The organism is Rhodococcus sp. 4CII (genome assembly GCF_014256275.1).
Classification (GTDB): domain Bacteria; phylum Actinomycetota; class Actinomycetes; order Mycobacteriales; family Mycobacteriaceae; genus Rhodococcus_F; species Rhodococcus_F wratislaviensis_A.
The window spans coordinates 3,583,451-3,610,024 of record NZ_JACCFE010000002.1; the positions used below are offsets into that span (position 1 = coordinate 3,583,451).

General features: G+C 67.6%; 25 protein-coding genes. 17 read left to right on the forward strand and 8 right to left on the reverse strand.

Going from position 1 to position 26,574, the window contains the following annotated elements; translation table 11 throughout:
* Positions 1–15: 15 nt before the first annotated feature.
* Both H0B43_RS17365 and H0B43_RS17370 read right to left on the reverse strand, forming a co-directional pair.
* A complete protein-coding gene (locus H0B43_RS17365) occupies positions 16–1,611 on the reverse strand; it encodes an aldehyde dehydrogenase (NADP(+)) (RefSeq protein WP_185726798.1) in 1,596 nt (531 codons plus the stop codon).
* A gap of 49 nt (positions 1,612–1,660) precedes the next feature.
* Complete coding sequence (locus H0B43_RS17370; RefSeq protein WP_185726797.1) at positions 1,661–3,022, reverse strand: MFS transporter; 1,362 nt, start codon at positions 3,020–3,022, stop codon at positions 1,661–1,663.
* 186 nt (positions 3,023–3,208) lie between these two features.
* Here H0B43_RS17370 and H0B43_RS17375 point away from each other — a divergent pair, with 186 nt between their 5' ends.
* Both H0B43_RS17375 and H0B43_RS17380 read left to right on the forward strand, forming a co-directional pair.
* Complete coding sequence (locus tag H0B43_RS17375) at positions 3,209–3,763, forward strand: GNAT family N-acetyltransferase (RefSeq protein ID WP_185726796.1); 555 nt, start codon at positions 3,209–3,211, stop codon at positions 3,761–3,763.
* Between the two features lie 16 nt (positions 3,764–3,779).
* Positions 3,780–4,604, forward strand: a complete 825-nt coding sequence (locus H0B43_RS17380) for a class II glutamine amidotransferase (RefSeq protein WP_185726795.1) — start codon at positions 3,780–3,782, stop codon at positions 4,602–4,604.
* Here the strand turns inward: H0B43_RS17380 and H0B43_RS17385 are convergent.
* Positions 4,580–5,590 carry an AraC family transcriptional regulator gene (locus H0B43_RS17385; protein ID WP_185726794.1) on the reverse strand — a complete coding sequence of 337 codons (1,011 nt, stop codon included), beginning with the start codon at positions 5,588–5,590 and terminating at the stop codon, positions 4,580–4,582. The genes H0B43_RS17380 and H0B43_RS17385 overlap by 25 nt on opposite strands.
* 139 nt (positions 5,591–5,729) lie before the next feature.
* On the opposite strand from H0B43_RS17385, the gene H0B43_RS17390 reads away from it, so the two are divergent.
* From H0B43_RS17390 to H0B43_RS17430, 9 genes are all read left to right on the forward strand, one after another.
* On the forward strand, positions 5,730–6,704 hold the full coding sequence (locus tag H0B43_RS17390) for a quinone oxidoreductase (protein WP_185726793.1): 975 nt from the start codon (positions 5,730–5,732) through the stop codon (positions 6,702–6,704).
* Positions 6,705–6,738: 34 nt separating this feature from the next.
* Entirely contained in the window at positions 6,739–7,653 is a 915-nt protein-coding gene (locus H0B43_RS17395; RefSeq protein WP_185726792.1) for a TauD/TfdA family dioxygenase, read from the forward strand.
* Between the two features lie 26 nt (positions 7,654–7,679).
* On the forward strand, positions 7,680–8,732 hold the full coding sequence (locus H0B43_RS17400) for a 3-keto-5-aminohexanoate cleavage protein (protein WP_185726791.1): 1,053 nt from the start codon (positions 7,680–7,682) through the stop codon (positions 8,730–8,732).
* Positions 8,733–8,858: 126 nt separating this feature from the next.
* On the forward strand, positions 8,859–10,163 hold the full coding sequence (locus tag H0B43_RS17405) for an MFS transporter (protein WP_185726790.1): 1,305 nt from the start codon (positions 8,859–8,861) through the stop codon (positions 10,161–10,163).
* 4 nt (positions 10,164–10,167) lie between these two features.
* Positions 10,168–10,773 carry an alpha/beta hydrolase gene (locus tag H0B43_RS17410; RefSeq protein WP_185726789.1) on the forward strand — a complete coding sequence of 202 codons (606 nt, stop codon included), beginning with the start codon at positions 10,168–10,170 and terminating at the stop codon, positions 10,771–10,773.
* Between the two features lie 40 nt (positions 10,774–10,813).
* Positions 10,814–12,385, forward strand: a complete 1,572-nt coding sequence (locus tag H0B43_RS17415) for a long-chain fatty acid--CoA ligase (RefSeq protein WP_185726788.1) — start codon at positions 10,814–10,816, stop codon at positions 12,383–12,385.
* A gap of 16 nt (positions 12,386–12,401) precedes the next feature.
* Complete coding sequence (locus H0B43_RS17420; RefSeq protein ID WP_185726787.1) at positions 12,402–14,099, forward strand: alpha/beta hydrolase; 1,698 nt, start codon at positions 12,402–12,404, stop codon at positions 14,097–14,099.
* Positions 14,100–14,125: 26 nt separating this feature from the next.
* Positions 14,126–14,578 (forward strand): MaoC family dehydratase, encoded by a 453-nt coding sequence (locus tag H0B43_RS17425; RefSeq protein WP_185726786.1) that lies wholly within the window; start codon positions 14,126–14,128, stop codon positions 14,576–14,578.
* On the forward strand, positions 14,575–15,405 hold the full coding sequence (locus tag H0B43_RS17430; RefSeq protein WP_185726785.1) for an alpha/beta fold hydrolase: 831 nt from the start codon (positions 14,575–14,577) through the stop codon (positions 15,403–15,405). Before H0B43_RS17425 ends, H0B43_RS17430 begins: the two co-directional genes overlap by 4 nt.
* A gap of 21 nt (positions 15,406–15,426) precedes the next feature.
* Here H0B43_RS17430 and H0B43_RS17435 read toward each other — a convergent pair whose 3' ends face one another.
* Entirely contained in the window at positions 15,427–17,139 is a 1,713-nt protein-coding gene (locus H0B43_RS17435) for an alpha/beta-hydrolase family protein (RefSeq protein WP_185726784.1), read from the reverse strand.
* Between the two features lie 171 nt (positions 17,140–17,310).
* Here H0B43_RS17435 and H0B43_RS17440 point away from each other — a divergent pair, with 171 nt between their 5' ends.
* Both H0B43_RS17440 and H0B43_RS17445 read left to right on the forward strand, forming a co-directional pair.
* The gene (locus H0B43_RS17440; RefSeq protein ID WP_185726783.1) at positions 17,311–17,709 is read left to right on the forward strand and encodes a hypothetical protein; all 399 of its coding nucleotides are present in this window, start codon (positions 17,311–17,313) and stop codon (positions 17,707–17,709) included.
* 7 nt (positions 17,710–17,716) lie between these two features.
* On the forward strand, positions 17,717–19,144 hold the full coding sequence (locus H0B43_RS17445) for a hypothetical protein (RefSeq protein WP_185726782.1): 1,428 nt from the start codon (positions 17,717–17,719) through the stop codon (positions 19,142–19,144).
* Here H0B43_RS17445 and H0B43_RS17450 read toward each other — a convergent pair.
* The 4 genes from H0B43_RS17450 to H0B43_RS17465 form a co-directional block, all read right to left on the reverse strand.
* Positions 19,122–19,499 (reverse strand): SHOCT domain-containing protein, encoded by a 378-nt coding sequence (locus tag H0B43_RS17450; RefSeq protein ID WP_185726781.1) that lies wholly within the window; start codon positions 19,497–19,499, stop codon positions 19,122–19,124. The genes H0B43_RS17445 and H0B43_RS17450 overlap by 23 nt on opposite strands.
* A gap of 29 nt (positions 19,500–19,528) precedes the next feature.
* On the reverse strand, positions 19,529–19,813 hold the full coding sequence (locus tag H0B43_RS17455) for an SHOCT domain-containing protein (protein ID WP_185726780.1): 285 nt from the start codon (positions 19,811–19,813) through the stop codon (positions 19,529–19,531).
* Positions 19,814–19,846: 33 nt separating this feature from the next.
* Positions 19,847–20,296, reverse strand: a complete 450-nt coding sequence (locus tag H0B43_RS17460; protein ID WP_185726779.1) for a DUF6325 family protein — start codon at positions 20,294–20,296, stop codon at positions 19,847–19,849.
* Between the two features lie 78 nt (positions 20,297–20,374).
* Entirely contained in the window at positions 20,375–20,602 is a 228-nt protein-coding gene (locus tag H0B43_RS17465; RefSeq protein ID WP_185726778.1) for a three-helix bundle dimerization domain-containing protein, read from the reverse strand.
* 213 nt (positions 20,603–20,815) lie between these two features.
* On the opposite strand from H0B43_RS17465, the gene H0B43_RS17470 reads away from it, so the two are divergent.
* From H0B43_RS17470 to H0B43_RS17485, 4 genes are read left to right on the forward strand one after another with little or no spacing between them, the layout of a single operon-like run.
* Positions 20,816–21,214: a hypothetical protein gene (locus H0B43_RS17470; protein ID WP_185726777.1), complete on the forward strand. Its 399-nt coding sequence runs from the start codon at positions 20,816–20,818 to the stop codon at positions 21,212–21,214.
* Positions 21,215–21,233: 19 nt separating this feature from the next.
* Positions 21,234–22,070 carry a polyphosphate kinase 2 gene (ppk2, locus tag H0B43_RS17475; RefSeq protein ID WP_185726776.1) on the forward strand — a complete coding sequence of 279 codons (837 nt, stop codon included), beginning with the start codon at positions 21,234–21,236 and terminating at the stop codon, positions 22,068–22,070.
* Positions 22,071–22,098: 28 nt separating this feature from the next.
* On the forward strand, positions 22,099–24,879 hold the full coding sequence (locus H0B43_RS17480; protein ID WP_185726775.1) for a cation-transporting P-type ATPase: 2,781 nt from the start codon (positions 22,099–22,101) through the stop codon (positions 24,877–24,879).
* Complete coding sequence (locus H0B43_RS17485; RefSeq protein ID WP_185726774.1) at positions 24,863–26,566, forward strand: SulP family inorganic anion transporter; 1,704 nt, start codon at positions 24,863–24,865, stop codon at positions 26,564–26,566. The genes H0B43_RS17480 and H0B43_RS17485 overlap by 17 nt, the downstream gene beginning before the upstream one ends.
* Positions 26,567–26,574 lie beyond the last annotated feature (8 nt).

Here is a 26,574-nt window from a genome sequence, read left to right on the forward strand (position 1 = left end):
TTCACGAGGGGGAAATCAGGCTTGGGTGAGTCGGCCGTCGATGCGACGCCACAACTGTTCGGGATTGCCGTCGGCGATGGCGGCGGGGAGCAGTGAAGTCGGAACATCCTGGTACGCAACGGGACGCAGGAAGCGTTCGATCGCGAGCGAGCCCACGGACGTGGTGCGGGAGTCGGAGGTCGCCGGGTGCGGACCGCCGTGCACCATCGCGTGACCGACCTCGACCCCGGTGGGCCAGCCGTCGAACAGGATTCGTCCGGCCTTGAGTTCGAGGACGGGCAGCAGTCGCCCGGCCTCGTCGAGATCCGCGTCGTCGACGTGGACGGTCGCGGTCAGCTGACCTTCCAGCTCGGCAGCGACGGCACGCACCTGCTCGGCGTCGCGACAGCGGACGATCAGGCTCGAAGAACCGAACACCTCCTGCTGCAACACCTTCGACCCCAGGAACGTGTCGCCGTCGGTGCTGAACAGTGCGGCCCGGGCGGTGTTGGGCGCGTCGGATTCGGTGCCGCGGGCTTCCACGGTCGCGGCTCCGGTGAGCGCGGAGACGCCGTCCGCGTAGCAGCCGGCGATGTTCGGGGTGAGCATCGGGGTGGGGGTGCTCTCGGCGACGGCGGCGCTCGCGGAGTCGACGAACGAGGCGAGTCCGGGACCGTCGACCGCGATGACGAGACCGGGATTGGTGCAGAACTGCCCCGATCCGAGTGTCAGGGATCCGACGAAGGCGCGCCCCAGTTCGGCGCCCCGGTTGGTGAGCGCGTTCTCCAGAACGAACACCGGGTTGATCGAACTCATCTCGGCGTACACCGGGATCGGTTCCGGGCGCCCCGCGGCTGCGGCGACCAGAGCGGTTCCGCCGGAACGGGATCCGGTGAAGCCGACGGCCTTGATCCGCGGGTCGGTGACCAGCGTGGTGCCGAGCCCGCGGCCCGAACCGAACAGCAGCGAGAACGTCCCCGCAGGCATGCCGGTGCTCGCGGCGGCGTCGGCGATGGCGCGGCCGACGAGTTCGGACGTTCCGGGGTGCGCGTCGTGAGCCTTCACCACGACCGGGCAGCCCGCCGCCAGTGCGGATGCGGTGTCGCCGCCGGCGACGGAGAACGCGAGGGGGAAGTTGCTCGCACCGAACACGGCGACCGGGCCGAGCGGGACCTTCCGCTGACGGATGTCGGCTCGCGGCAACGGAGTCCGGTCGGGCAGCGCGGGATCGATGCGGGCGCCGTTCCAGCCACCGTCGCGCAGGACGCCGGCGAACAGCCGCAGCTGGCCGGACGTGCGGCCCACCTCACCGGTGATGCGGCCCTGGGGAAGTCCGGATTCGGCACACGCCCGGGCGACGAGCGTCTCGCCGAGGGCCTCGATGTTGTCGGCGATCGCCTCGAGGAACCGGGCGCGCTCCTCGGACGTCGTGGCACGGAACGGTGCGAACGCCTCGGCCGCGGCGGCGCAGGCGGCGTCGACGTCCCGGTCGTCACCGTGCGCGAAACCGGGTTCCAGCTGTGCTCCCGTGGTCGGGTCGATGCCGTGGACGGTCGCGCCGGAACCCTGGACGGGCTTGCCCGCGATGATCATCTGCCCGGTCACGTCGGTCCGGTTCACCGTTGCTGTCATGATGCGATCCTCGAATTCTCGTCTGCGTTTCGTATGGTCCGGTGAGAGGTCATCTGGCCGGCACGGTGGTCTCGTCGGGGGCTGGCCCGGTCAGGTCCGCGACCTCGTCGATGTCTTCCTTGTCACGCCGGAAGTACGCCACCGCCGCGGCGGCGGCCAGGGCGAACAGCGACAGCACGACCAGGCCCATCGTCACCGTCCCGGTCTGCTCCTTGATCACACCGAAGCCGAACGGGGCCACGAAGCCGCCCAGGTTGCCCAGGGAGTTGATGATCGCGATCGCCGGCGCCAGCACCATCGGGTGGAGGGTGCGCTGCGGAATGGACCAGAAGAGCGGGCTCGCGCTCTTGAAACCCATCGTCGCGATGCACAGCAGCGGCAGCGCGAGCCAGGGCGTGACGAACGCGGCCGCCATCGTGCCCACACCGCCGATGAGGAGTGCCACCACCAGGTAGGGCTTGTGCCGGCCGGTGCGGTCGGCGGACCGGTTGGAGAAATACATCGCGAAGATCGCGCAGATCCACGGCAGCGACGACAGCAGGCCGACGGTGATGTCGGTGGTGCCCGGGATGCGACGGATGATCGACGGGAGCCAGAACGTGTTGGCGTAGATCGCCATCGTGATGGCGAAGAAGATCGCGCAGCACACCAGGATTCGCGGCTGCAGCAGCAGCTTCCAGCGGGAGCCGGACTCACCGCGCTTGGCGGACGCCTCGCTGCGGAGCACGTCCTCGTCGGCGATCACGGCCTGCAGATCGTGCTTCTCGTCGGCCGTCAGCCACTTGGCGTCGTCGACCTTCGAGTCGAGCAGCCGGTAGGCGACGAGCCCGACGACGACGGACAACAGGCCCTCGAGCCCGAACATCCACTGCCAGCCGTGGTGTCCGCCGAGACCGTCCAGCGACAGCAGGGGTCCGGACATCGGCCCGGAGATCGCGGCGGCGATCGAGGAGCCGGCGATGAACAGGGCGGTCGCGCGGCTGCGGTGATTGTTCGGCAGCCAGCGGGTGAAGTAGAAGATGATCGCGGGGAAGAAGCCGGCCTCGGCGACACCGAGGAGGAACCGCAGCGCGTAGAACATTTCCGGGCCGTTGACGAACACCATGGCCGCGGACACGAGGCCCCACGAGATCATGATGCGCGTCAGCCACACCTTGGCGCCGAACTTCTCCATGAGCACGTTCGACGGCAGTTCGAAGATGGCGTACGCGATGAAGAACAGGCCCGCTCCGAACCCGTAGGCCGCGGCGCCGATGCCCACGTCCGCCTCGAGATGGGTCTGGGCGTATCCGATGTTCGATCGGTTCAGCTGGTTGCAGATCAACATCACGATGAAGAGCGGCACGACACGGCGGAAGATTTTGGCGACCGCGCTGTCGACTGCCGGGGACACGGCGAGGGGGAGGGTCATCGGTGACTCCTCTCTCTGGGTTCGGATGGCTGAGAACGTTGGGGGCCTCGGATCACGCCCCTGTTCGGAAGCGTGACCTGAGTCATAGGAATCACGCTAGGGCGGCGTTCGATACATGTCCAAGTCAAAGTTTCGCGTGATCGATGCCGAAACGGCATCGACGGCGTTCCTGCTAGTTTCGCTGTCGTGAGCGTCGACGCAGTCACCTTCGAGTTCGTCCGCACCAGCCGCGAGCACTTCCCTCAGCTGCAACGATGGCTCCGCCAGCCGCACGTGGCGAGATTCTGGAACCACGACACCGCGGACGCGGACATCGAACGCGACTTCGGCGGCAGCATCGACGGCACCGAAGCGAGCGAGGACTTCCTCGTCCTCCGGAGCGGCATGCCGTTCGGATTCATCCAGCGCTACCGGATCGCAGACTATCCCGAGGACCTCGCGCTCCTCACCGCCCTCGTCGAGATCCCGCCCGGAAGCATCTCCATCGACTACTTCGTCGGCGATCCGGAGCACACCGGTCACGGTCTGGGCACCGCAATGATCAGCGCCTTCGTCGACCGGTGCCGCACGGACCTCCCCGACGCCACTGCGATCGTCGTCCCCGTGGTCGTCCCCAACCGGGCGTCGTGGCGCGCGCTCGAGAAGGCGGGGTTCCGACGTGTCGGCGAGGGCTACCTGCCGCCCGACAATCCGGTCGACGACGGATCCCACTACATCAGCAGGCTCGACCTGCTTCAATGAGAAGGTGTGCAGATGGATGGCATACTCCGGCGATCCGATCCTCATCGAGGACCTGCTGTTCCGTCCTGTCCATTCCCTGATCGATCAGAGCCTCCACTCCCGGATGGGTGCGACCACCACCAACGGTGACGGCTTCGGCATCGGCTGGTACGGCGACGGCCCCACCCCGGCGGTGTTCAAGTGCATCGAACCCGCGTGGAACGAACGCAATCTCCAGGAAATCTCCCGGCAGATCCGGACGCCACTGATGTTCGCACATGTGCGTGCGTCGACGGGAACTCCCGTGCAGCGCAGCAACTGTCATCCCTTCCGGCACGGTAACTGGCTGTGGATGCACAACGGTGCGCTGCGGGGATTCCCCGAAGTCAAACGCGACCTCACGATGGCCGTCGACCCGAGCCTCTACCCCGACCTCGAGGGTTCCACGGATTCCGAGACCCTCTTCTTCCTCGCCCTCACGTTCGGTCTCACCGACGACCCGCTCACCGCGGTTGCGCGCGCCGTCGGGTATGTCGAGGACGTCGGCGCCCGGCACGGTGTCGAGAATCCGGTGCAGGCGACGATCGCCACCACCGACGGAGTCTGCGTCTGGATCTTCCGGTACTCGACCGAGCAGCAGACGCGGTCGCTGTTCTACTCCACCGCCATCGACAAGGTCCGAGCCCTCCACCCCGAGGTGGAGGTGCTGCACCGCCTCGGCGACGAGACCCGCTTCGTGGTGTCCGAACCGCTTCGCGACCTCGCAGGCGCCTGGCAGGAGGTACCCGAGTCGCACGCCGGAATCATCCGCCCGGGCGACGACGAGATGCGGCCGTTTCAGCCGGTGTCACCCACCCGCTGAGCCCGCCACCGGCTCGGACTGCACCCGAACCGGCCGCTGAACCAGCGGGAGAAGTTACTCGGCGCCGAGAACGACAGCATGTCCGCGATCTCGGTGAGACTCAGCCGCGGATTCGCGACCATCCGTTCGGCGAGTTCGACGCGGGTGGCGTCCAGGACCGTCGAGAACGACGCCCCGCTCTCGGCGAGCCGCCGATGCACGGTTCGCCGATCGACGCCGAGACTGCGGGCCACCTGCTCGACCGAACAGCGTCCGGTCGGGAGCAGCAGTTCGATCAGCTCTCGGACACGGCTCACGATCGTGACGTCGTCCGACGGTTCCCAGGAGTCGAGCAGTTGCTGCGTGTAGGGGCGCAGCAGGGGGTCGGACATCTTGTTCACCGCGTCCAGGTCGCCGGACTCGATGACGACGCCCGCGAATTCGTGGCCGAAGTTCAGCGCCGGGCCGAACAACCGCCGATGCGTGGCGGCGTCGGCCGGGGGGCTGTGCGGGAAGCACACTGCGAGGGGTTTCCATCCGCCGCCGAGGAACCCGCGCAGCAGTCGGTACAGCACCCCGACCGCGAGTTCGATCGACTGCCGCGTCTCGACCGCCTCCCCCACGTCGAGGTCGACGCGGAGGGTCACGAGGCCGTTCGACTCGGACATCCGCGTCCGCAGCGCCTCGTTGTAGGTGTGCTCGTAGCGGGTGAGGACGCGCAGGGCGCTCCGGACGTCCGGTTCCTCGCGGACGACCAGGCTGAGCGGCCCGAGGTTGGAGAACTGCCTGCGTTCGGCGAGCCGGGCGCCGAAGTCCGCATAGCCGGACGCCACCGCGGTCCGGTCGAGGAGGCGCGCGATCGACGCGGCCGGGATCCAGCGGTCCTGGACGCCGAGCCCGATCGGGTCGAGGCCGACGGCCCTCATCAACGGCACCGGGTCGACGTCGAGCGACCGGCACAGCTCGACGTATCCGTTCAGCGACGCGTAACGCGCAAGGGGTTTCACGCCACCTCCTCCGTCTGTCCCGAAATGATAGGTCATGTGTCCCGGCAAGATAAGCGATCGCGTCGTCGCCGCCCTACTGTTAGGTGCATCACAGGGAAGGGCCGCTAGGGCGGTCATCACAACTACGAGGAGAAGTACTGTGGCACAGGCTGTTCGGTTCTACGAGCACGGCGCCCCCGACGTCATGAAGTGGGAAACGGTCGAGGTCGGCGAGCCCGGACCGCACGGCGTCCGGATCCGGCACGAGGCGGTCGGGTTGAACTTCGCCGACACCTACTTCCGCACCGGTCTCTACCCGGCCGCACTGCCCGCCGGGATGGGCGTGGAGGCCGCCGGGGTCGTCGAAGAAGTCGGTTCCGGCGTGACCCACGTGCAGGTCGGGGACCGCGTCACCTACACCGGAAGCCCCCTCGGCGCCTACAGCACCGAGCGCGTGATGCCCGCCGCCCCGCTGATCCCGCTGCCGCAGGCGATCGGATTCGACACCGCGGCCGCGATGACGATGCGCGGACTGACATCGGCCTACCTGCTGCGCCGCATCGCCCCACTGAAGGAAGGCGACACCGTCCTCCTCCACGCCGCCGCCGGTGGCGTCGGCCTGATCTTCACGCAATGGGCAAAGCTGCTGGGCATCACCGTGATCGGCACGGTGTCCACGGACGAGAAGGCGGCGATCGCCCGCGCCCACGGATGCGAGCACGTGATCGTCTACACCCGGGAGAACGTCGCGGAGCGGGTTCGGGAGATCACCGGCGGCGCCGGCGTCCCCGTCGTCTACGACAGCATCGGGCAGTCCACGTTCCACACCTCGCTCGACTGCCTCTCCCGCCGCGGACTGCTCGTGTGCTTCGGGACGGCGTCCGGACCGATCCCGCCGATCGACGCAATGCAGTTGGCCGTCAAGGGATCCCTGTTCGTCACCCGGCCCGCACTCGCCGACTACATCGCCGACCCCGCGGAGCGCGCCGAACTCGCCGGTGAACTCTTCGATCACGTCGAGGCAGGCCGCATCCGGATCGAGATCAACCAGAGCTACGGACTCGAGGACGCCGTCCAGGCACACCGCGATCTCGAGGCCGGCACCAGCATCGGCTCCTCGGTGTTCCGGCTCTGAGCCGCGGCACCCTCACCACGACGGAGACACCATCATGAACGACACCGCGCAACTGACGTATTCGCCCGAGCGGAACGCGATCCTCTCCCCCTCCGGTTCGTTCCGGCTGGCGCCGATGACCTGCTCTCTCGGCGCCGAGTTGTTCGACGTGAACCTCGGCGACGTCTCTCGCGACGACGCCCTGTTCGCCGAACTGCGGGAACTGCTCCTCGAATACAAGGTTCTGTTCTTCCGCGACCAGGACATGAGCCGCGCCGAGCACGTGGCGCTCGCCGAGCGCTTCGGGCCGCTCGAGGATCATCCTGTCGCGGGCAGCGACCCCGAGCATCCCGGGCTGGTGCGGATCTACAAGGACCTCGACAGCCCCGCCGAGCACTACGAGAACGCCTTTCACTGCGACGCCACCTGGCGTGACAACCCGCCCATGGGATGCGTACTCCGGGCCGTCGAGACACCCCCGGTCGGCGGCGACACGATCTGGGTGAACATGGCCGAGGCGTACACGAAGCTCCCCGCCGGGGTGAAGAAGCAGATCGACGGACTGCGCGCCCGGCACAGCATCGAGGCCTCGTTCGGCGCCGCCCAGACGCAGGAACAGCGGCACGCCCTGCACGATCGTTTCCCCGACGCCGAACACCCCGTTGTGCGCACGCATCCGGAAACCGGCGAAAAGATCCTCTTCGTCAACGCTTTCGCGACGCACTTCGTCAACTACCACACGCCCGACAACATCCGGTACGGCATCGACTACGCGCCCGGCAGCAGCAGCCTGCTCAACTACCTGATCAGCCAGGCCTCGATCCCCGAATACCAGGTGCGCTGGCGCTGGACCCCGAACAGCGTCGCCATCTGGGACAACCGTTCGACGCAACACTATGCGGTCCAGGACTACTGGCCCGCCGTTCGCAAGATGGAACGCGCCGGGATCATCGGCGACCGCCCCTTCTGACCACCCCACCCGACAGGAGTATTTCCATGCATTTCCACGACGACGCCCTCTTCCCCGAGAACCAGGAGAAGCTGGTCATCACGTGTGCCCCGTACGGTCCCGAGTGGGAGCCGGACGACTTCCGCGAGGACCTGCCACTGACGATGGACGAGCACGTCCAGAAGGCGGTCGACTGCTACGAGGCCGGCGCCACGGTGCTGCACATCCACGTCCGTGAACTCGACGGCAAGGGCTCCAAGCGGCTATCCAAGTTCAACGAGCTGCTCGCCGGACTGCGGCAGGCGGTGCCGGACATGATCCTGCAGGTCGGCGGTTCCATCTCGTTCGCGCCGGAAGGCGAAGGCGCCGACGCGAAGTGGCTCTCGGACGACACCCGGCACATGCTCGCCGACCTCGATCCGGCACCGGACCAGGTGACGATCGCGATCAACACCTCGCAGATGAACATCATGGAACTGATGACCGCCGACGACATCGCCGGCACCTCGATGCAGCGGCCCGAACTCGCCGAGGCGTACCGGGAGATGACGGTTCCGGCCGGCCCGGCGTGGGTCGAGGAGCACCTGCGTCGCCTGCAGGCGGCCGGGATTCAGCCGCACTTCCAGCTCTCGAGCATCCCCCAGCTCGAGACCGTCGAACGGCTCATCCGCCGCGGCGTCTACACCGGTCCGCTGAACCTGACCTGGGTCGGCATCGGCGGCGGCTTCGACGGCCCGAACCCGTACAACATCATGAATTTCGTCCAGCGTGTCCCGGACGGCGCGTGCCTGACCCTCGAGACGCTGATGCGTAGCGTGCTGCCGGTCAACGCGATGGCGATCGCGATGGGCCTGCACCCCCGCTGCGGCAACGAGGACACGATCTGGGGCCGCAAAGGCGAGAAGATGACCTCCGTCGCGCAGATCCAGCAGTTGGTCCGTGTCGCGAACGAGCTGGGCCGCGAGGTCGCCACCGGCAAGGAGGCCCGCGACATCTACAAGATCGGCACCTCCTACGCCAATGCCGACGAGACGCTCGCCAAGCTCGGCTACGCCCCCAACCGCCGCCCCGGCCATGTGGGCTTCACCCAGCACGCCTGAGTTCCCGCACCCGGGGGATTTCGGTCACGACCGGGGAGGGAGCCGGATGATGCGCTGCTCCTGGTGAGCACGCCCGGCTCCCTCCCCGCACTCCTTTATCACTCCTGTCGGCCATAGGAGGCCCTCATGGGACTGCCCACCACCACCGCGGACGCGGTCGTCGAGACCACTGCACCCGCCCGACGGTCCCGGATGTATCCCTGGATCGTCTTCGCACTCACCTTCGGACTGCTGCTGTCGGACTACATGTCCCGGCAGGTTCTCAGCGCCGTCTTCCCCCTCCTCAAAACCGAATGGGCGCTGTCCGATTCACAGCTGGCATCGCTCAGCAGCATCGTCGCGCTGATGGTCGGACTGCTGACCCTCCCGCTGTCGCTGCTGGCCGACCGGTGGGGCCGGGTCAAGAGCCTGCTTCTCATGGCCGTCCTGTGGAGCGCCGCCACCCTGCTCTGTGCGCTCGCCACCAATTACGAGCAGATGCTCGGCGCCCGATTCCTCGTCGGTGTCGGCGAAGCCGCCTACGGCAGTGTCGGCATCGCGGTGGTGCTCAGCGTGTTCGCCCCGCGTGTTCACTCCGCGCTCAGTGGCGCCTTCATGGGCGGCGGATCGTTCGGTTCCGTGATCGGTGTCGCCCTCGGCGGCGTCATCGCCGTCAACCTCGGCTGGCGCTGGTCGTTCGCCGCGATGGCCGTCTTCGGCCTCATCCTCGTCGCCCTGTTCCGTGTCCTGGTGTCCGAAAAGAAGCTGACGGACGCCGCCGTCCACGAAGACCCCGCCGACACCCCCACCGGTTTCCGGGCACCGCTCTCGAGCCTCTTCACCACACCCGCCGTCCTGCTGGCATACGTCGGTGGCGGTCTGCAGATGTTCACCGCAGGTGTCCTGCTGGCGTGGCTGCCGAGTTTCTTCAACCGGTCGTACGGCCTCGCCCCCGACAAGGCCGGTGCGATGGCGTCGATCTTCGTCCTCGCCGTCGGCAGCGGCATGGTGGTGTGCGGCATCATCACCGACCGCGTCAGCAGGCACGATCCGGCGAAGAAATGGACGACAGCCGTCGTGTACGGGGTGCTCTCGCTCGTGTTCCTCGGTGCCGGTTTCCAGATGCCTTCCGGGTCCGCCCAGCTGATCCTGATCGGTATCGGTGCCTTCTTCTCCGCCGGCTCGTCCGGTCCGATCGCCGCGATGGTCGCGAACCTCACCCACTCGTCGGTGCGTGCCTCGGCCTTCGGCACCCTCACACTCGCCAACAACCTCCTCGGACTGGCACTCGGCCCGTTCGTGGTCGGGCTGCTCGCCGACCGCTTCGGCCTCGTCACCGCCCTGCAGATCGCGCCCCTGATCTACGTCGTCGCGATCGCCGCCCTGATTCTCGGCAAACGCGCCTACCCGGCCGGACGCCGCAAGCTCGCCGCCCTCACCGCCATCTCATAGGAAAATGGAGCCGATTGTGACCTCCTCCCCCGAACCGACCGTGGTGATCGTGCCCGGGCTGCGCGATCACGTTGCCGACCATTGGCAGACGTTGCTCGCGGAGCGACTCGACGCCGTGCGGACGGTGCCGCCGCTCGAGCGGGACAAGCTCAGTCTCGCCGCGCGGATCGCCGCCCTCGACACCGTTCTCGACGACATCGACGGTCCGGTGGTGCTCGTCGCGCACAGCGCGGGCGTGGCGATCACGGTGCACTGGGCCCAGCAGGCGTCCCGCCCCGTCCAGGGCGCCCTGCTGGCCACCCCGCCGGACCTCGAGGAACCGCTGCCCGCGGGCTACCCCACCCCCGCGGACCTCGAACAGGGCGGCTGGAATCCCGTTCCCCGGCGCCGGCTCCCGTTCCCCAGCATCGTGGCCGCGAGCACCGACGACCCGATGGCCCGGTTTCGGCGGGTCGCCGGGATGGCCGAGTCGTGGGGCAGCAAGCTCGTCGACCTCGGCGCCGTCGGCCACCTCAATCCCGTCGCCGGCTACGGGTACTGGCCGTACGCCGAAGAGCTGCTCCGCGAGCTGATCAACTCGACTGCCACCCCCGCCGCGTCGTTCGCGTAGCGCCACCCCACCGTTCCGCTCCCCGACGAGAAAGTTCCCCGTGCTCAACCTCTCCGTACTTCTCGAAGACTCGGCCCGCCGATTCCCCGACCGCGTCGCCCTGGTGCTCGGTGACCAGCGCATGACCTACGCCGAACTCGACGCCCAGTCGAACCGGGTCGCGAACCTGCTGGTGTCGGCGGGCATCGAACCTGGCGACAAGATTGCGCTGTCGTGCCCCAACATTCCGCAGTTTCCCGTCGTCTACTACGGAATCCTCAAGGCGGGGGCGGTGGTCGTACCGCTCAACGTCCTGCTCAAGGACCGTGAGATCGCGTATCACCTCGACGATTCCGATGCCAAGGCCTACTTCTGCTACCAGGGCACCCCCGAACTACCGATTGGCGAGTACGGACTGTCCGGCTTCGCGCAGAGTCCGCGCTGCCGCGCCCTGTTCCGCATCACCACCGACCCGGCCGCCCCCGCCATGATCGACGGCGTCGGGACACTCGCCGACGCCCTCGCGCGGCACGACGGTCACTTCGACGCCGTGGTCCGCGAACCCGGGGACACCGCCGTCATCCTCTACACGAGCGGCACCACCGGAAAACCCAAGGGCGCCGAACTCACCCACGCCAACATGGCGCTCAACGCGCTGACCGCCAACCGGCTGTTCGACAGCACTCCCGCGACCCACGACCGGTACCTGGTGACCCTGCCGCTGTTCCATTCCTTCGGCCAGACCGTCACCCTCAACGCCGGCATCTCGGTGGGTGCCACCCTCGTGCTGCTGCCCCGGTTCGAGGCCCGCGCCGCACTCGACCTCATCGAGCGGGAGGACATCACCGTCTTCGCCGGGGTGCCCACCATGTACTGGGGACTGCTCGGCGCCCTCGACGAGCACCCCGTCGACATCGACCGCATCGCACGGAACATGCGCCGTGCCATCTCCGGCGGCGCCGCGCTGCCGGTGGAGATCCTCACTCGGTTCGCCGACAGGTTCGGCGTGCAGATCCTCGAGGGCTACGGCCTGTCCGAGACGTCGCCGCTCGCGACGTTCAGCGATCCCGCTCTCGAACCCCGGCCCGGCTCGATCGGCGTTCCCGTCTGGGGCATCCAGGCGCGCCTCGTCGACAAGGAGTGGAACACCGTCACCGGCACCGACCGGATCGGTGAGATCGCACTGTGCGGCCACAACATCATGAAGGGCTACTACAACCGTCCCGAGGCCACAGCGGAAGTGTTGCGCGACGGCTGGTTCCGCACCGGCGACCTCGCGCGCGTCGACGAAGACGGCTTCTACTACATCGTCGACCGCGCCAAGGACCTCATCGTGCGCGGCGGTTTCAACGTCTACCCCCGCGAGATCGAGGACGTCCTCATCGGGCACGACGCCGTCTCCCTCGCCGCTGTCGTCGGTGTCCCCGACGACAGCCACGGCGAGGAGGTCAAGGCGTACGTCATCCTCGAGGCGGGTGCACGAGTCACCGCCGACGAGCTGATCGCCTGGTCCAAGCAGCAGATGGCGAGCTACAAATACCCCCGCACCGTCGAATTCGTCGACTCCCTGCCGATGACCGCGACCGGCAAGATCCTCAAACGCGAACTCGGCCGCACCCCGGCCGCGCTCTGACACCGAAAGCACCAGCGTGAGCACCACTTCCCTGCCGATCGTCCCCGATGAGCTCACCGCTCCCCTCGACCTCCTCCTCACCAGCGGAACCCGCGATGTCGCGGCGCGCATGCTCCCCGACAGCTCGTGGGCCCGTCTCGGGCGCAGTCTCGCCCGCCGCCCGGGTACCGTCGCCCGGCGCGGCGGCGCCCTCGCCCGCGAACTCGGCGCCATTGCCGTCGGCAGCTCCGACCGTTCGCCCGCGAAGGCGGACAAACGCTTCGGCGACGCCGCGTGGCAGCAGAATCCGGGCCTGCGCCGGGCGATGCAGGCGTACCTCGCGACGTCGCACACCGCCGCCGCCCTCCTCGACGACGCCGAACTCGACTGGCGAGACCACGAGCGGATGCGCTTCGTCCTCGAGAACCTCGTCGAAGGCCTGTCCCCCACCAACAATCCCCTCCTCAGCCCGCTGGGCTGGAAGGCAATGGTGGACACGGGCGGTCTCAGCGCGGCACGCGGGGTCCGCGCGCTCGTCCGCGACCTGCGGTCGAGGCCTCGCGTGCCCGCCATGGTCGAGCCCGACGCGTTCACCGTCGGGGAGGACGTGGCGGCGACACAGGGTGCAGTGGTGCTGCAAACCCGCATCTTCGAACTGATCCACTACACGCCGCAGACGGAAAAGGTCCACGCCACACCGCTGTTGATCGTCCCGCCCGTCATCAACAAGTACTACATCCTCGACATCGCTCCGGGCCGCAGCCTGATCGAGTACCTGCTGCAGCAGGGCCAGCAGGTCTTCGCGATCTCCTGGCGCAACCCTCACGCCCGGCACCGGGACTGGGATGCCGACACCTATGGTGCGGCGATCGTCGAGGCGCTCGACGCGGTGCAGTGCGTCGCCGGGACCGACAACGCGCACCTCCTCGGCACCTGCTCGGGCGGGATCCTCGCGGCAATGGTCGCCGCGCATCTCACCGACATCGGCGAGGGCGACCGTATCGCCGGCCTCACCCTCGCCGTCACCGTCCTCGACCAGACGCGGGCCGGTACCGCGGCGGCAATGATGAGCGAGCGTGCCGCCGCGGCCGCGCTCCGTGACTCGGCCGCCCGGGGATACCTCGACGGCCACACCCTCGCCGAGATGTTCGCCTGGCTGCGCCCGACCGACCTGGTCTGGCGGTACTGGGTGAACAACTACGTGCAAGGACGGTCTCCCGCCGCCTTCGACGTACTGTTCTGGAACTCGGACACCACCCGTATGGCGGCGGCACTGCACCGCGATCTCGTCCTGCTCGGTCTGCGCAACGCCCTGACCACTCCGGGCGCGGCGACCATGCTCGGCACGTCCGTCGACCTGGCCTCCGTCACTGCCGACGCGTACGTCGTCGGCGGTTCCGCAGACCATCTCTGCCCGTGGCAGTCCACCTACCGGAGCGCTCGCCTCCTCGGCAGCAAGGACTCTCGGTTCGTGCTGTCGTCGAACGGTCACATCGCCTCACTCGTGAACCCGCCGGGCAATCCGCGGGCGTCCTTCCGATTCGGTCAGCCCGACTCGCAGTCTCCGGACGAGTGGCTGGCCGCGGCGGAAACCGCGACCGACTCGTGGTGGCCCGACTACGGTCGCTGGCTGGCCGAACGCAGCGGACCCGATGTCGACGCACCCCACACCCTCGGCGCACGGCAATTCCCACCCGTCGCACCCGCACCGGGCACCTACGTCCACCACAGCTGACCCCTCGCCACGATCACAGGAACACCATGACCATGCACCTCACCCAGCCCACCGACCTTCTCGCGTTGGTCGGACAGACCATCGGCACCACCGGCACATTCAAGATCTTGCAGAGCCAGGTCGACCTGTTCGCCGACGCGACCGGGGACCACCAGTGGATCCACACCGATCCGGAACGCGCCGCATCCGGCCCCTTCGGCCGCACCATCGCGCACGGCTACCTGACGTTGTCGCTGGTACCGAGCATCCTCGCCGAGGTACTCACCGTCGACGGCATGGACGCGGCCCTCAACTACGGGCTGAACAAGGTGCGTTTCCCGGCGCCCGTGCCGGTCGGCTCCGCGTTGCGCGCCACCGTGTCCGTCACCGCGGCCCAGCAGAAGCCCGCCGGTATCGAGGTCGTGTTCGGGGTGACCTGCGAGATCGACGGCGGCACCCGGCCGGTCTGCGTCGCCGACGTCGTGGTGCTCTACACGTGACCGTGACCGAATTGTTCGGCGGGAGCGACCGGTTCGACGACCGTGTCGTTCGCGTCCGCGGGCGGCGGATCCGGGTCCGTATCCGGCCCGGCACCGGTGTGCCCCTGGTTCTCTGCAACGGCATCGGTGCGGGCCTGGAAGTGCTGGACCCGCTGGTCGCCGCGCTCGATCCGAAGGCGACGATCATCCGCTTCGACGTCCCGGGCACCGGCCGTTCGCCGGCATCACCGGTCCCGTACGGAATTCCCTCGCTCGCATGCGGTCTGGGCCGCCTCCTCACCGAGCTCGGAGTCGGTGCCGTCGACGTCCTCGGGCTGTCGTGGGGCGGAGCACTGGCTCAGCAGTTCGCCGTGCAGAATCCGCGACGGTGCCGGCGCCTCGTTCTCGTCGCCACCGGGACCGGTGCCCTGATGGTTCCCGGCCACCCGCGCGTACTCGCGAAGATGCTGACACCGAGGCGATTCACCGACACCCGCTACGCGGCGGCCATCGCGGGCGAACTGTACGGTGGCACCGCCCGGCGAGGCGGAGACGACGTGGCACGAGTGTTCCGGAAACAGGCGCACGCCGGCTCGCGGACCGGCTACGTCCACCAGCTTCTCGCGGGTGCGATGTGGACCAGCCTGCCGGTGCTGCCGCTCGTGCGGCAACGCACGCTGATCGTCGCGGGCACCGACGACCCCATCATTCCGCTCCTCAACGCACACATCATGAATGCCCTTCTGCCACACGCGACGTTGCACGTCCACCCCGGCGGTCACGTCGACATCATCACCGATCCGAAGAATCTCGCCCCGGCGGTCACATCCTTCCTTTCGGCGCCGTAGCGGTGGGCTGTGCACAACGGGTCAGCCGTCCGCTCCCATCTCGGCGAGGACGGTCCTGAGGCGGTCGTTGTCCGACGGCGTCCAGCCGGGGGGCGGCAGGATCGCGCTCCACGCATCGGCGATGTCGACGACGTAGGAATGCCCGTGCCCGTCGGGGACCCCCGTCGAGACCGCCATGTCGGCCGCAACCTGCAGGAACGTCACGAACGGGAACCACTGCGTGCTGTCGAGGACGTCGTATCCGCGATCCTCCCGCAGCCAGTCGGGCTTGTTCAGCAGCAGCTCCGGCGACCACCAGACGATCGGGTCCGACGGGTGCTGCAGATACACCATTCGCGGAAGCCCCCACGGGGCGTCGGGGCGCGGCAGGTCTTCCGGCGCCCGCGCGCCGAAACGCACGGTCTCGCCCTCCTCGTAGACCGGAAGCCATTCGGGCGAACCCGGGTCGCGGTTCGTGGTGACGTCGGTCCAGATCGTATTGGCGTTGGGCGGTCCGGTGAACAGGACGCCGTCGGTGCGGGCCTCGACGTCGTCGACGTTGCCGAATGCGCTTTCGCCGCCGAAGGAGCCGAGGCTCTCCCCCATCACGACGAGCTTGGGACGGGTCTCCGGTGGCAATACCTTCCACTTGTCGTACACCGCGTCGAACAACGCCTCCCCGGCCTGATGCGCCCGCTCCTTGTCCACGAGGAAGGACAGCCAGCTCGGAAGATAGGAGTACTGCAACCCGACCATCGCGGTGTCGCCGTTGTACATGTATTCCAGAGACGCGACGAGGCTCTCGTTGATCCACCCGGTGCCGGTGGTGGTCGCCACGCCCACCACCGCACGATCGAAGCCGCCGGCGCGTTCGAGTTCGTCCGCCGCCACCTGCGCGTTCTCGCGGATCGAATCGCCGCCGCTGGCGAGCCCGGCGTAGGTCCGGATCGGCTCCAGCGCCGGCCGTCCCCCGTTGAACGCGGACAGCTCGTCGACGGTCGGCGCGCGTGAGATGAAGGAGCGGCCCTGCCGTCCCAGCGAATCCCACGTGACCATCGACTCCGGTCCGCCCGACCGCAGTGTCGAGGTCGGTGGCTCGTCGCCCGCCTTGGTCTCCTGGTTGACGGCGGCGAACGAATTGTTCAGGCCCGTCATGATCACGCGCACCACCGCGCCGTTGACGAGCGCGACGAGCAGCGCCACCACCACTACGCCGATCACCGTCGCCGACACCCGCCGCGGCACCACCCGGCTGACCTTGCGCTCGACCCACCGCACCGCCCGTAGCAGCACCCGGGCGAGCGCAACGAACAGAACGAAGACCAGCATCGCCACGATCACCATGACCAGGTATCCCGTCCACGGGAACGGGGCGGCACTCATGATCTCCCGCAGCTGGGACTGCCAGTTCCCGAACCACACCAGCATCGCTGCGGTTCCGACGAGTCCGATCACCATCGACACCCGGCGAACCACGACCTTCACGTGGGCCGGTGCCTCGCGCTGCACCAGATAGCGCACCAATTTGGAGCCCAGGAACCCGAGGGCGTAGCCGACGGCCGCCGACACGCCTGTGACGAGTCCTTGGAAGAACGGACCGCGGGGCAGAAGCGTCGGTGTCAGCGACAGCCATACGAACAGTACGGCGATCACCAGTCCGCCGAACGCATACCGGTCGGGCAGTCGGCGCCGGTACCCCGGCTGCCGGTCAGTACTCGTTTCCTCGGGCGCGCCGTCGATCACTTCGGTCGTCATGGCGTCTCGTCCTCTCCGCGGCAGGCGGACTCGGGGGTTTTCATCTTCCGCTGCCACGCAGAGCAAGGTCAATTGCACGCGCGTCCCGGCATCTACCTGACAACGGTCACTCTCCGGGGGGATAATTCATTACGCCAGTTCATTTCGTATTCTGACGAAAGAGGATCGGTCATGTCCGACGAATCACTGGTCAAGCAAGGCGTGGCAAAGGGAACTTCGATGGGCGGGGCGGTTCTGCTCGTCACCGTCGGTGTGCTCGAGTTTCTCCAAGGGATCTCCGCGATAGCCAAGGACGACGTGATCGTCGTGGGCATCGAGTACACCTACAAATTCGACGTCACTGCCTGGGGATGGGTCCATCTCGTGCTCGGTGTGATCGTTGCGGCCGTCGGTGCGGCGCTGTTCACCGGGGCGACGTGGGCGCGAGTAGCAGCCATGGTGTTGTGTGCGCTGTCGATCTTCGTCAACTTCCTGTGGTTGCCCTATTACCCGCTGTGGGCCATCACGATCATCGCGCTGAACGCCGTCGTGATCTGGGCGGTAGCAACCTGGAATCCCGACGAGATCTGAGCGACGAATGACCGAGGGAACGAACACCGACCCGCTCGACAAAGACGAACGCGCAGAGCTTCTCCGGCTGCGCGGCGAGGTCGCGACGCTGCGCTCACAGGCCGCGGGCGCGGCGGCCGGCGTTCCCGCCGAACCGGTTTCCCGCCCTCCGAGGCACGGACTGCGCTGGGTCGCGGTGACGATCCTGCTCGTGCTGGTCGCGGTTCTCTCGATCGTCTCGGTCACCGCCCGCTTCACCCGGAGCCAGATTCTCGACACCGATCGCTACGTGAGCACGGTGGCACCCCTGGGTGAGAATCCGGCCATCCAGGCGGAGATCACGAACCAGATCACCGACGAAATCTTCACCCGGGTCGACATCGAGGGGCTCACGGCGGACGCGCTCACCGCGCTGACCGACGTCTCGAACCTGTCCACGAACGCCCCCCGCCTGGACAAGGCCGTGGTCGGCCTCGCCCCGGTGATCACCAGCCAGGCAAAGAGCTTCGTCCACGACACCGTCAGCTCACTCGTGCAGTCCCAGCAGTTCGAGGACTTGTGGATCCAGGCAAACCGGTCTGCGCACAACGCGCTCGTGGCGGTGATGACGGGAAACTACGGACTCAGCTCCGTCGAAGTCGACCAGAGTGGCACCGTCAGCATCTCCCTCGGCACCATCATCGACAAGGTGAAGGCCGCACTGACCGAGCGCGGTTTCGCATTCGCGGACAAAATCCCCGCCGTGGACAAGCAATTCGTGTTGTTCCAGTCTCCCGAACTGGTGAAGGCGCAGCGGGCGGTCTCCGCACTCGACAAGGCCTCGGCGATCCTGCCGTGGCTGGGAATCGCCTGCGCAGCCGCCGCTGTCGCCGTCGCACCCACCGGACGGAGGCTCCGCGCCCTCGCTCTCGCCGGGCTGTCCATCGCCCTGGGGATGCTCGTCCTGGCGATCGGAATCCTCATCGGACGCGCGATCTACCTCGACAGCGTGCCCACAGACATCCTGTCGCCCGACGCGGCCACAGCGGTCATCGACACCGTGCTGGTGCCGCTGCGCACGAGTCTGCGTGCGGTGGCCGTCCTCGGCCTGGTGATCGCGATCGGCGCCTACCTCGTCGGTGGCTCGTCCTCGGCGAAGGCGGTACGTCGCGGCTACGGGCAGGCATTGGACTTCGCCCGGCGATCCGGAAGCGGCCGCCCGCCGAACGAGGTGGAACGGTGGGCGCACCAGCTCCGAGTTCCGCTGCGGTGCGGCATCATCGGTGTCGCCGCACTGCTGCTGGTGTTCTGGCGTTACCCCACCGGGATGGTCGTGTTGTGGATCGTGCTCGTCGCCGTGGTGGCACTCGCGGCACTGGAACTGCTCATCCGTCCGGCCCGCACATCCGACGCGGCTGCAGATGCGACGCCGACCGACACCACACCGACGGACGCTACGCCAGCGTCTTCGCCTTGATCGCCTGGAACTCGGCGTCCGTGATCGTCCCGGAATCGAGCAGCGCCTTGGCATCCGCGATCTGCTGCGCCGGCGACTGTCCGGCGACGTCGCGGATGTAGGTGTCCTGCGCGTGCCTGACCTGCTGGGCGGCGGCCATCGACCGCTTCGCCATGCCATCGCTCTTGACGATCAGGTAGATCAGGGCCGTCAGGAAGGGCACGAAGAACAGGAAGAAGATCCAGACCGCCTTCACCCAGCCCGACGTCTCGCGATCGCGGAACAGGTCGGTGATGATCGAGAACAGCACCGTGAGGTACGCCACGAAGGCGAAACAGACGAAGATGAACCAGAAGAACTCCCAGAAACCTTCCATTGTCGCGCTCCGTTCAGTCGGTGTTGCGGTCAGGAAGCCAGGATTCTGGCCTTCTCGTTGGCGAATTCTTGCTCGGTGAGGACTCCCTGATCGCGGAGTTCACCGAGTTGTTTCAGGGCCGCAATGCGATCCGTGCCCCCGGACGGCGCAGCGGGCTGCGCGGGCGGCGGGGGAGGTGGCGGCGCCGCCTGTTGTGGGGCAGGTTGATTCGCCGACCATCGCTGGCCTTGTCGTCGCGACACCCGGTTGGAGACGGCGGTCGCGGTGCCCGCCACGAGCGCGGTCCGGGCGATCCCGCGCAGAAGTCCTGGCATGATGTGCTCCTCAGCTCTCGATTCGGCGGCCTGTCAGCTGGAGGCGTCGAGCGCGTCGAGCGCCGCCAGAATGCCCTGGACGGGGATGCGTCCCGACGCCACGAGCTGGGCCCCTTCGCGCCGCAGCGCGGAGGCGAACGGTGCGGCCCAACAATTCTCGTAGACGAGAATCGCCCCGGAACACCCGGGCTCGAGCACAGCCGCGACTTCCTCGAGGTCGGTGCGGTCGATCAGACCCGTCGCCGCCTCGGCGAACAGCGTCACGTCCACACCGCCCTCGAAGCCGAGGTCCTCGACGGCGATCCCGGCCAGCGAGCCGTCGGATTCCTTGCGGACGAAGACCAGATCGAGCACCCGGATGATGTTTCGTTCGACCAGATCGATCAGAAGCGGTAGGGCCGATCCGTCGGGTTTCCGATCGGCGGGGAACTCCACGACCAGATAGTCGATGGGCCCGAGTTCGTCGAAATCGGTGTCGTTCACTGCAAGACCTCTCTTCTGAAGACAGCAGAGGCGGCCACACGGGCCTGCGGCAAGTATCCACCGGGCAGGGCGCCGGCGCTAGAGCAGAAAGTCACCCGATCGATTCGGGGTCGCGCGGGCGGCGAGGTCGCGGACGGCCGCCCTCTCGACGAGGAGTGGGATGTAGTCGCGAACAGCGCTTTCTGCCAGCCGCTTGTGAATAGTGCGCACGGTGTGTTCTATGTCTACGGGTGAGGCGGACGGGTACCGAATGATCAGCCGTTCGATAACCTGTTCGACCCGGAGCAACTCGTCGTCCCCGGTCATCAATACATCGTCATCCCGCCGTGATCCACCGTCAAGACACGAAACGGCCACTCGACCAACATGGTTCGGTCCCGGTGCGCGAATGCGGCTGAGCCTGGAATGAATCCAGTATTCACGCCTGCCCGGAAACTCTGTTTCGTGACCTCGCAGGGGTGGTTCGGCGGACAATGGACGGACCGGGCCGGCCGGCCCGCGGTAGGGAAAGGGACGGTCATGTCCGAGACATCGTCGGTCAAGCAAGGCGTCGCGGCAGGTACGTCGATCGGGGCGGCTCTCATCCTCGTGACAGTGGGCATCATCCAGATCTTCCAAGGCATCGCCGCGGTCGCCGAGAACGAAATGTTCGTGGTCGGTATCGAGTACGTCTACAAGCTGGACCTGACCACCTGGGGCTGGATCCACATCGTGCTGGGCGTTCTGGTTCTCGGGATCGGCCTCGCACTGTTCACCGGAGCGGGGTGGGCGAGGGTCTCGGGAATCGTGATCGCAGCCGTCTCGATCCTCGCCAATTTCCTGTGGCTGCCGTATTACCCATGGTGGTCGCTGCTCATCATCGCGCTCGACATCGTGGTCATCTGGGCAGTGTCGACCTGGAAGCCGGATCGGGTCTGATCCGCCGGCCGGAGAGATCATGGGAAAGAAGCACAGGACGGCAAGGCTCGACCTGCCGTCGCCCGGCACCGACCAGCCCGCCCCACCGATGAAGAACAAGGAGTACCGCCACCTGCTCCGTCCGCTCCACTGTGAACTCGTCGCATTGCAGGAGTGGGTGAAGTCGTCCGGTGCGCGCGTCTGCATCGTGTTCGAAGGTCGTGACACCGCCGGGAAAGGCGGTGTGATCAAGGCGATCACCGAGCGCGTCAGTCCGCGCGTGTTCCGGGTCGTCGCCCTGCCCGCGCCGACCGATCGCGAGAAGTCGCAGATGTACGTGCAGCGGTACCTGCCCCATCTGCCGTCCGGCGGGGAGGTCGTGATCTTCGACCGCAGTTGGTACAACCGGGCGGGCGTCGAACGGGTGATGGGATTCTGCACCGAGGAGGAAGCACAGTACTTCCTCCAACTCGTGCCGACGGTCGAGCGTGCGATCGTCGACTCGGGCGTCATCCTGCTCAAATACTGGCTCGAGGTGAGCCAGGAACAGCAGACCCTCCGCCTGCAGAGCCGGATCGACGACCCGCGGAAGATCTGGAAGCTGTCGGAGCTGGATCTGAAGTCGTACAGCCACTGGTACGAATACTCGCGGGCGCGGGACGAGATGTTCCATTTCACCGACACCGGCTGGGCGCCGTGGTACGTCGCGGTCAACGACGACAAGAAACGCGGCCGGCTCAACGTCATCAACCACCTGCTGAGCCAGGTTCCCTACGAACCGCTGGAACTCCCCGACATCACGCTGCCCGAGCGCCGGGATCCGCACGGCTACGAGGCGCCGAGGCAACCATTGCACTGGATCCCCACCCCCTATTGAGGATTCGAGCCCGGAAGGACGAGCGGTCATGGTCTCCACGGAACCCGCGCAGGCGCGCGGCGCCTGGTATGCCCAGGACGCCGATGCCGTAGTGGCTGCCGCGTTCTCCGATCGGACGTCCGGTCTGACGGCCCACGAGGCCGACGACCGGCGCCGACGGTACGGTCCCAACGAGATCGCCTCCGAGCCGGCGCCGTCGACGTGGACGCTCGCGCTGCATCAGCTGAAGGATCTGATGAACCTGATGCTGGTCGCGGTGGCGGTCGTCAGCGTCGTCATCGGCGAGGTCCCGACGGCGATCATCGTCGCGGCCCTCGTCGTGCTCAACGTCGTGCTGGGGACGCAGCAGGAACTGAAGGCACGCGCCAGCGTCGACGCGCTCGCGAAGATGCAGACACCGCAGGTCCGGGTGACCCGGGACGGGGCGCTGGTCCAGTTCGCCGCGACCGACCTCGTGCCCGGCGACATCGTGCACCTCGAGGCCGGCGACGTGGTTCCCGCGGACGGACGATTACTGACGTCGGCGACCCTCGAGACCCAGGAGGCGGCGCTGACCGGTGAGAGCGCCCCCGTCCCCAAGGACCCTCGGACCCTCGACGCCGCCGACGTCCCGCTCGGCGACCGCACCAACATGGTCTTCCAGAACACGTCGGTCACCCGGGGCACCGCCACCATGGTGGTCACCGAAACCGGCATGAACACCCAGATGGGCGAGATCGCGTCGATGCTCTCGGCCGTCGCGCCGAGCAAGTCTCCGCTTCAGCGCGAACTGAATTCGCTCACCAAAGTTCTCGGGATCATCGCCTGGACGGCGGTCGCGATCATCGTGATCATCGGGTTGCTGCGCGGGGACAGCGTCACGACGCTCCTTCTGCTGGGCATCTCGATGGGCGTCTCGGCCATCCCGACCGGCCTGCCGACGTTCGTCCAGGCGATGCTGGCCTTCGGGGCCCGCCGGCTGGCCGAGGCGAAGGCCGTCGTGAAGAACCTCACCGACGTCGAGACACTCGGCGCCACCAGTGCGATCAACTCGGACAAGACCGGCACGCTGACGATGAACCAGATGACGGTGCGGTCGCTGTACTTCCACGGCCGGTGGTACACCGTCGACGGCGAGGGTTACAGCAAGACGGGGCGGATCACCCACGCCGCGGGCGAGGCCGTCCCCGATTTCACCCTGCTCGCGTACGGGCTGTGCCTCGACAGCGACGCCACCGTTTCCGACACCGGGGAGGTCGTCGGCGATCCGACCGAGGCCGCGCTGGTCGTGCTCGCGGCGAAGGTCGGTGTCGACGCCCCGCTCACCCGGCGACAGTATCCCCGGGTCGCCGAGGTGCCGTTCGACTCCGCATACAAGTTCATGGCGACGTTCCACCACCTCCAGGTCGACGGCGGCACCCAGTTCGCGGAACTCGTCAAGGGCGGACCCGACGTTGTCCTCGCCCGCTGCGGGAGCGCCTTCCGCCCGGGTCGGCAGGCAGTGCCGCTCGACGAGGTCCGGGAGGAACTCACCGAAGCGAACCGGGCACTGTCCGAGAAGGGCCTGCGCGTATTGGCATTCGCCGCTCGCCGGCTCGACGGGCAGGAGGACGCAGTGGTGGCCGACCCCATGTCGTTCGTGGAGGACCTCACGTTCGTCGGGATGGTCGGCATCATCGACCCGCTCCGCCCGGAAGCGATCGACGCCGTACGCACTGCCCACGCGGCGGGCATCGACGTCCGCATGATCACCGGCGACCACGCGATCACGGCATCCGCGATCGGTGCCGAACTCGGTCTCGGACCGGGCGCCATCGGCGGGCCGGAACTCCAGGCGATGACCGACGACGACCTGGCGGCGGCCCTGCCTCGCCTGCACGTGTTCGGCCGCGTCACCCCGCAGGACAAGCTCCGGCTCGCCGACATCATGCAGAAGAGCGGCGCGGTGGTGGCGATGACCGGGGACGCCGTCAACGACGCGGCGGCATTGAAGAAAGCCGACATCGGCGTCGCGATGGGATCGGGCAGCGAGGTCACCAAACAGGCCGGCAAGATGATCCTCACCGACGACAATTTCGGCACCCTGATCACCGCGATTCAATTGGGCCGCAGCATCTACGAGAAGATCGTGTCGTACATCCGGTATCAGATGTCGAAACTCTTCTCTCTGGTTCTGCTGTTCCTCGTCGCGAGCATCTTCGACATCAACGACGGGGTCGCGCTCACCCCGCTGATGGTGTTGTTCCAGCACTTCTTCATCACGCTGTTCCCGGTCGCCGTCATCATGCTCGACCCGGCGCCGCCGGATCTGATGAACAAGCCCCCACGCGACCCTCGGCTGCCCATCGCCAACCGGGGAGCGTTCGTGCAGTGGCTCGCGTACGGCGTCCTGCAGTTCGCCGTCACGCTCGCCGCGATGCTCCTCGCACCGGGCGATCTGAGCACGACCGAGGCGAGCGTCCCCATGACCACGGCGTTCGTGGTGCTGTCGCTCGGTTCCATCCTCGCCGGGCTCGTCATGCGGCGCGATCCCGAATCCGGGCTCACCGCACCGATCCTCACCGCGCTGAAGATCCTGTCGGTCCCGGTCGTCGTCACCGTCTTCGCGGTCGAGATCGGCTTCCTCCAGGACCTCCTCATGACCACGTCGCTGACGGGCGGCCAGTGGCTCGCCTGCCTCGGCTGGTCGCTGATCATTCCGGTCGTGGTGGAGGCGGAGAAGGCGATCCGCCGGCGGCGGCACACGCGACCGAGCACACCGTTACCCGCGACCGCCGCGGTCGACCCGCACCGCGCACGCCGAGACGCGAACCATGCCCTGGACCGGTAGTCTCGCGCGGTTGCCGGGCATCGCGACGGCCCGGTCGTACCGGCGGGAGTGGCTGCGACCCGACATCACCGCCGGACTCGTCCTCACCGCCCTGCTCATCCCCGCCGGGATGGGCTACGCGGAAGCAGCGGGGTTGCCCGCCTACGCCGGCCTCTACGCCACCATCGTGCCGCTGCTCGCCTACGCCGTCGTGGGTCCGTCGAAAATCCTCGTCCTCGGACCGGATTCGTCGCTGGCTCCGCTGATCGCCGCGGCCGTGCTGCCGCTGGCCGTCGTCGATGATCCGGAGAGCGCACTCGCCCTCGCCGGCATCCTGGCCGTCCTGATGGGCGCGATCCTCGTGATCGGCGGATTCCTGCATCTCGGGTTCGTCACCGAACTGCTGTCGAAGCCCATCCGCCTGGGGTACCTCAACGCGATCGCCCTGATCGTGGTGGTGGGCCAACTCCCGAAACTGCTCGGCTTCTCCGTCGACGCGTCCGGGCTGATCGGGGAGATCCGCGGCATCGTGCGGTCCGTGTTCGCCGGTGACATCGACGGCCTCGCCGCGGCCGTCGGTCTCGGATCCCTCGCCGTCATCGTGGCGTTCCGCCTGTGGCTGCCGAAGATCCCCGGCGTCCTCGTCGCCGTCGTCGGAGCCATCATCCTGTCCGCGGCGGCCGGTCTCGACGACGACATCGGCATGGTCGGCGCGCTACCCAAGGGTTTGCCGTTGCCGTCGTTCGGCGGTGTCGACTGGAACAACGTGGCCCAGCTGATCGGTCCCGCCGCCGGCATCGCCCTGATCGCGTTCGCCGACACGGGTGTTCTCTCCCGCACGTTCGCGGCCCGGCACGGGGAGAACGTGAACGGCAGCACCGAGATGAAGGCCATCGGCGTCGCCAACATCGCGGGCGGACTGTTCGGCGGCTTCCCGATCTCGGCGAGTGGCTCGCGGACCCCGGTCGCCGAACAGGCCGGCGCCCGCACCCAACTGGCGGGTGTCGTCGGAGCACTCGCCGTGCTGGTCTTCGTTCTCGTCGCCCCCGGCGTCACCGCCTACCTGCCCGACGCGACATTGGGCGCCGTCGTGATCGTCGCGGCCACCGCTCTGGTCGACGTCGACGGGATGGTCCGGATGTGGCGGATGAGCTCCGTCGAATTCGGTCTCGCCGCAGCCGCGTTCCTGGGCGTCGCCCTGGTGGGGGTGCTGCAGGGCATCCTCGTCGCGATCGGGCTGTCCTTCGTCGCGGTCGTCGCGCACGCCTGGCAGCCGTACCGCACCGAACTCGTCCGGACGACGGATCGCCCCGGCTTCCACGACATCGAACGTCACCCGGACGGGCACCGCATCCCGGGACTGGTGCTGGTGCGCTTCGACGCTCCCCTCTTCTTCGCAAATGGCGAGATCTTCGACGAATACGTGCGCTCGGTGGTGGCGTCCGCGCCCGACCCGGTCGAGTGGGTGATCGTCGCCGCCGAACCGATCACCGGACTCGACACCACCGCCGTCGACGAACTCGTCGACCTCGACATCTATCTCGAAAGCAACGGCATCCGGTTGGCGTTCGCGGAGATGAAGGGTCCGATCAAGGACCAGCTCATCAGGTTCGGGGTGGGCGACAGGTTCGACTCGACGCACTTCTACCCGACCATCGACGCCGCCGTGGACGCATTCCACAGCCGGGCCGACCATCATGGCGACTGAACCGCCGC

Bases quoted from the DNA above. Each gene is read 5' to 3' on its own strand.
- H0B43_RS17365 (WP_185726798.1), bottom strand. From the start codon at position 1,611: ATGACAGCAACGGTGAACCGGACCGACGTGACCGGGCAGATGATCATC.
- H0B43_RS17370 (WP_185726797.1), bottom strand. From the start codon at position 3,022: ATGACCCTCCCCCTCGCCGTGTCCCCGGCAGTCGACAGCGCGGTCGCC.
- H0B43_RS17380 (WP_185726795.1), top strand. From the start codon at position 3,780: ATGGCATACTCCGGCGATCCGATCCTCATCGAGGACCTGCTGTTCCGT.
- H0B43_RS17395 (WP_185726792.1), top strand. From the start codon at position 6,739: ATGAACGACACCGCGCAACTGACGTATTCGCCCGAGCGGAACGCGATC.
- H0B43_RS17400 (WP_185726791.1), top strand. From the start codon at position 7,680: ATGCATTTCCACGACGACGCCCTCTTCCCCGAGAACCAGGAGAAGCTG.
- H0B43_RS17405 (WP_185726790.1), top strand. From the start codon at position 8,859: ATGGGACTGCCCACCACCACCGCGGACGCGGTCGTCGAGACCACTGCA.
- H0B43_RS17410 (WP_185726789.1), top strand. From the start codon at position 10,168: ATGGAGCCGATTGTGACCTCCTCCCCCGAACCGACCGTGGTGATCGTG.
- H0B43_RS17425 (WP_185726786.1), top strand. From the start codon at position 14,126: ATGACCATGCACCTCACCCAGCCCACCGACCTTCTCGCGTTGGTCGGA.
- H0B43_RS17435 (WP_185726784.1), bottom strand. From the start codon at position 17,139: ATGACGACCGAAGTGATCGACGGCGCGCCCGAGGAAACGAGTACTGAC.
- H0B43_RS17440 (WP_185726783.1), top strand. From the start codon at position 17,311: ATGTCCGACGAATCACTGGTCAAGCAAGGCGTGGCAAAGGGAACTTCG.
- H0B43_RS17445 (WP_185726782.1), top strand. From the start codon at position 17,717: ATGACCGAGGGAACGAACACCGACCCGCTCGACAAAGACGAACGCGCA.
- H0B43_RS17450 (WP_185726781.1), bottom strand. From the start codon at position 19,499: ATGGAAGGTTTCTGGGAGTTCTTCTGGTTCATCTTCGTCTGTTTCGCC.
- H0B43_RS17455 (WP_185726780.1), bottom strand. From the start codon at position 19,813: ATGCCAGGACTTCTGCGCGGGATCGCCCGGACCGCGCTCGTGGCGGGC.
- H0B43_RS17465 (WP_185726778.1), bottom strand. From the start codon at position 20,602: ATGACCGGGGACGACGAGTTGCTCCGGGTCGAACAGGTTATCGAACGG.
- H0B43_RS17470 (WP_185726777.1), top strand. From the start codon at position 20,816: ATGTCCGAGACATCGTCGGTCAAGCAAGGCGTCGCGGCAGGTACGTCG.
- ppk2 (WP_185726776.1), top strand. From the start codon at position 21,234: ATGGGAAAGAAGCACAGGACGGCAAGGCTCGACCTGCCGTCGCCCGGC.
- H0B43_RS17480 (WP_185726775.1), top strand. From the start codon at position 22,099: ATGGTCTCCACGGAACCCGCGCAGGCGCGCGGCGCCTGGTATGCCCAG.
- H0B43_RS17485 (WP_185726774.1), top strand. From the start codon at position 24,863: ATGCCCTGGACCGGTAGTCTCGCGCGGTTGCCGGGCATCGCGACGGCC.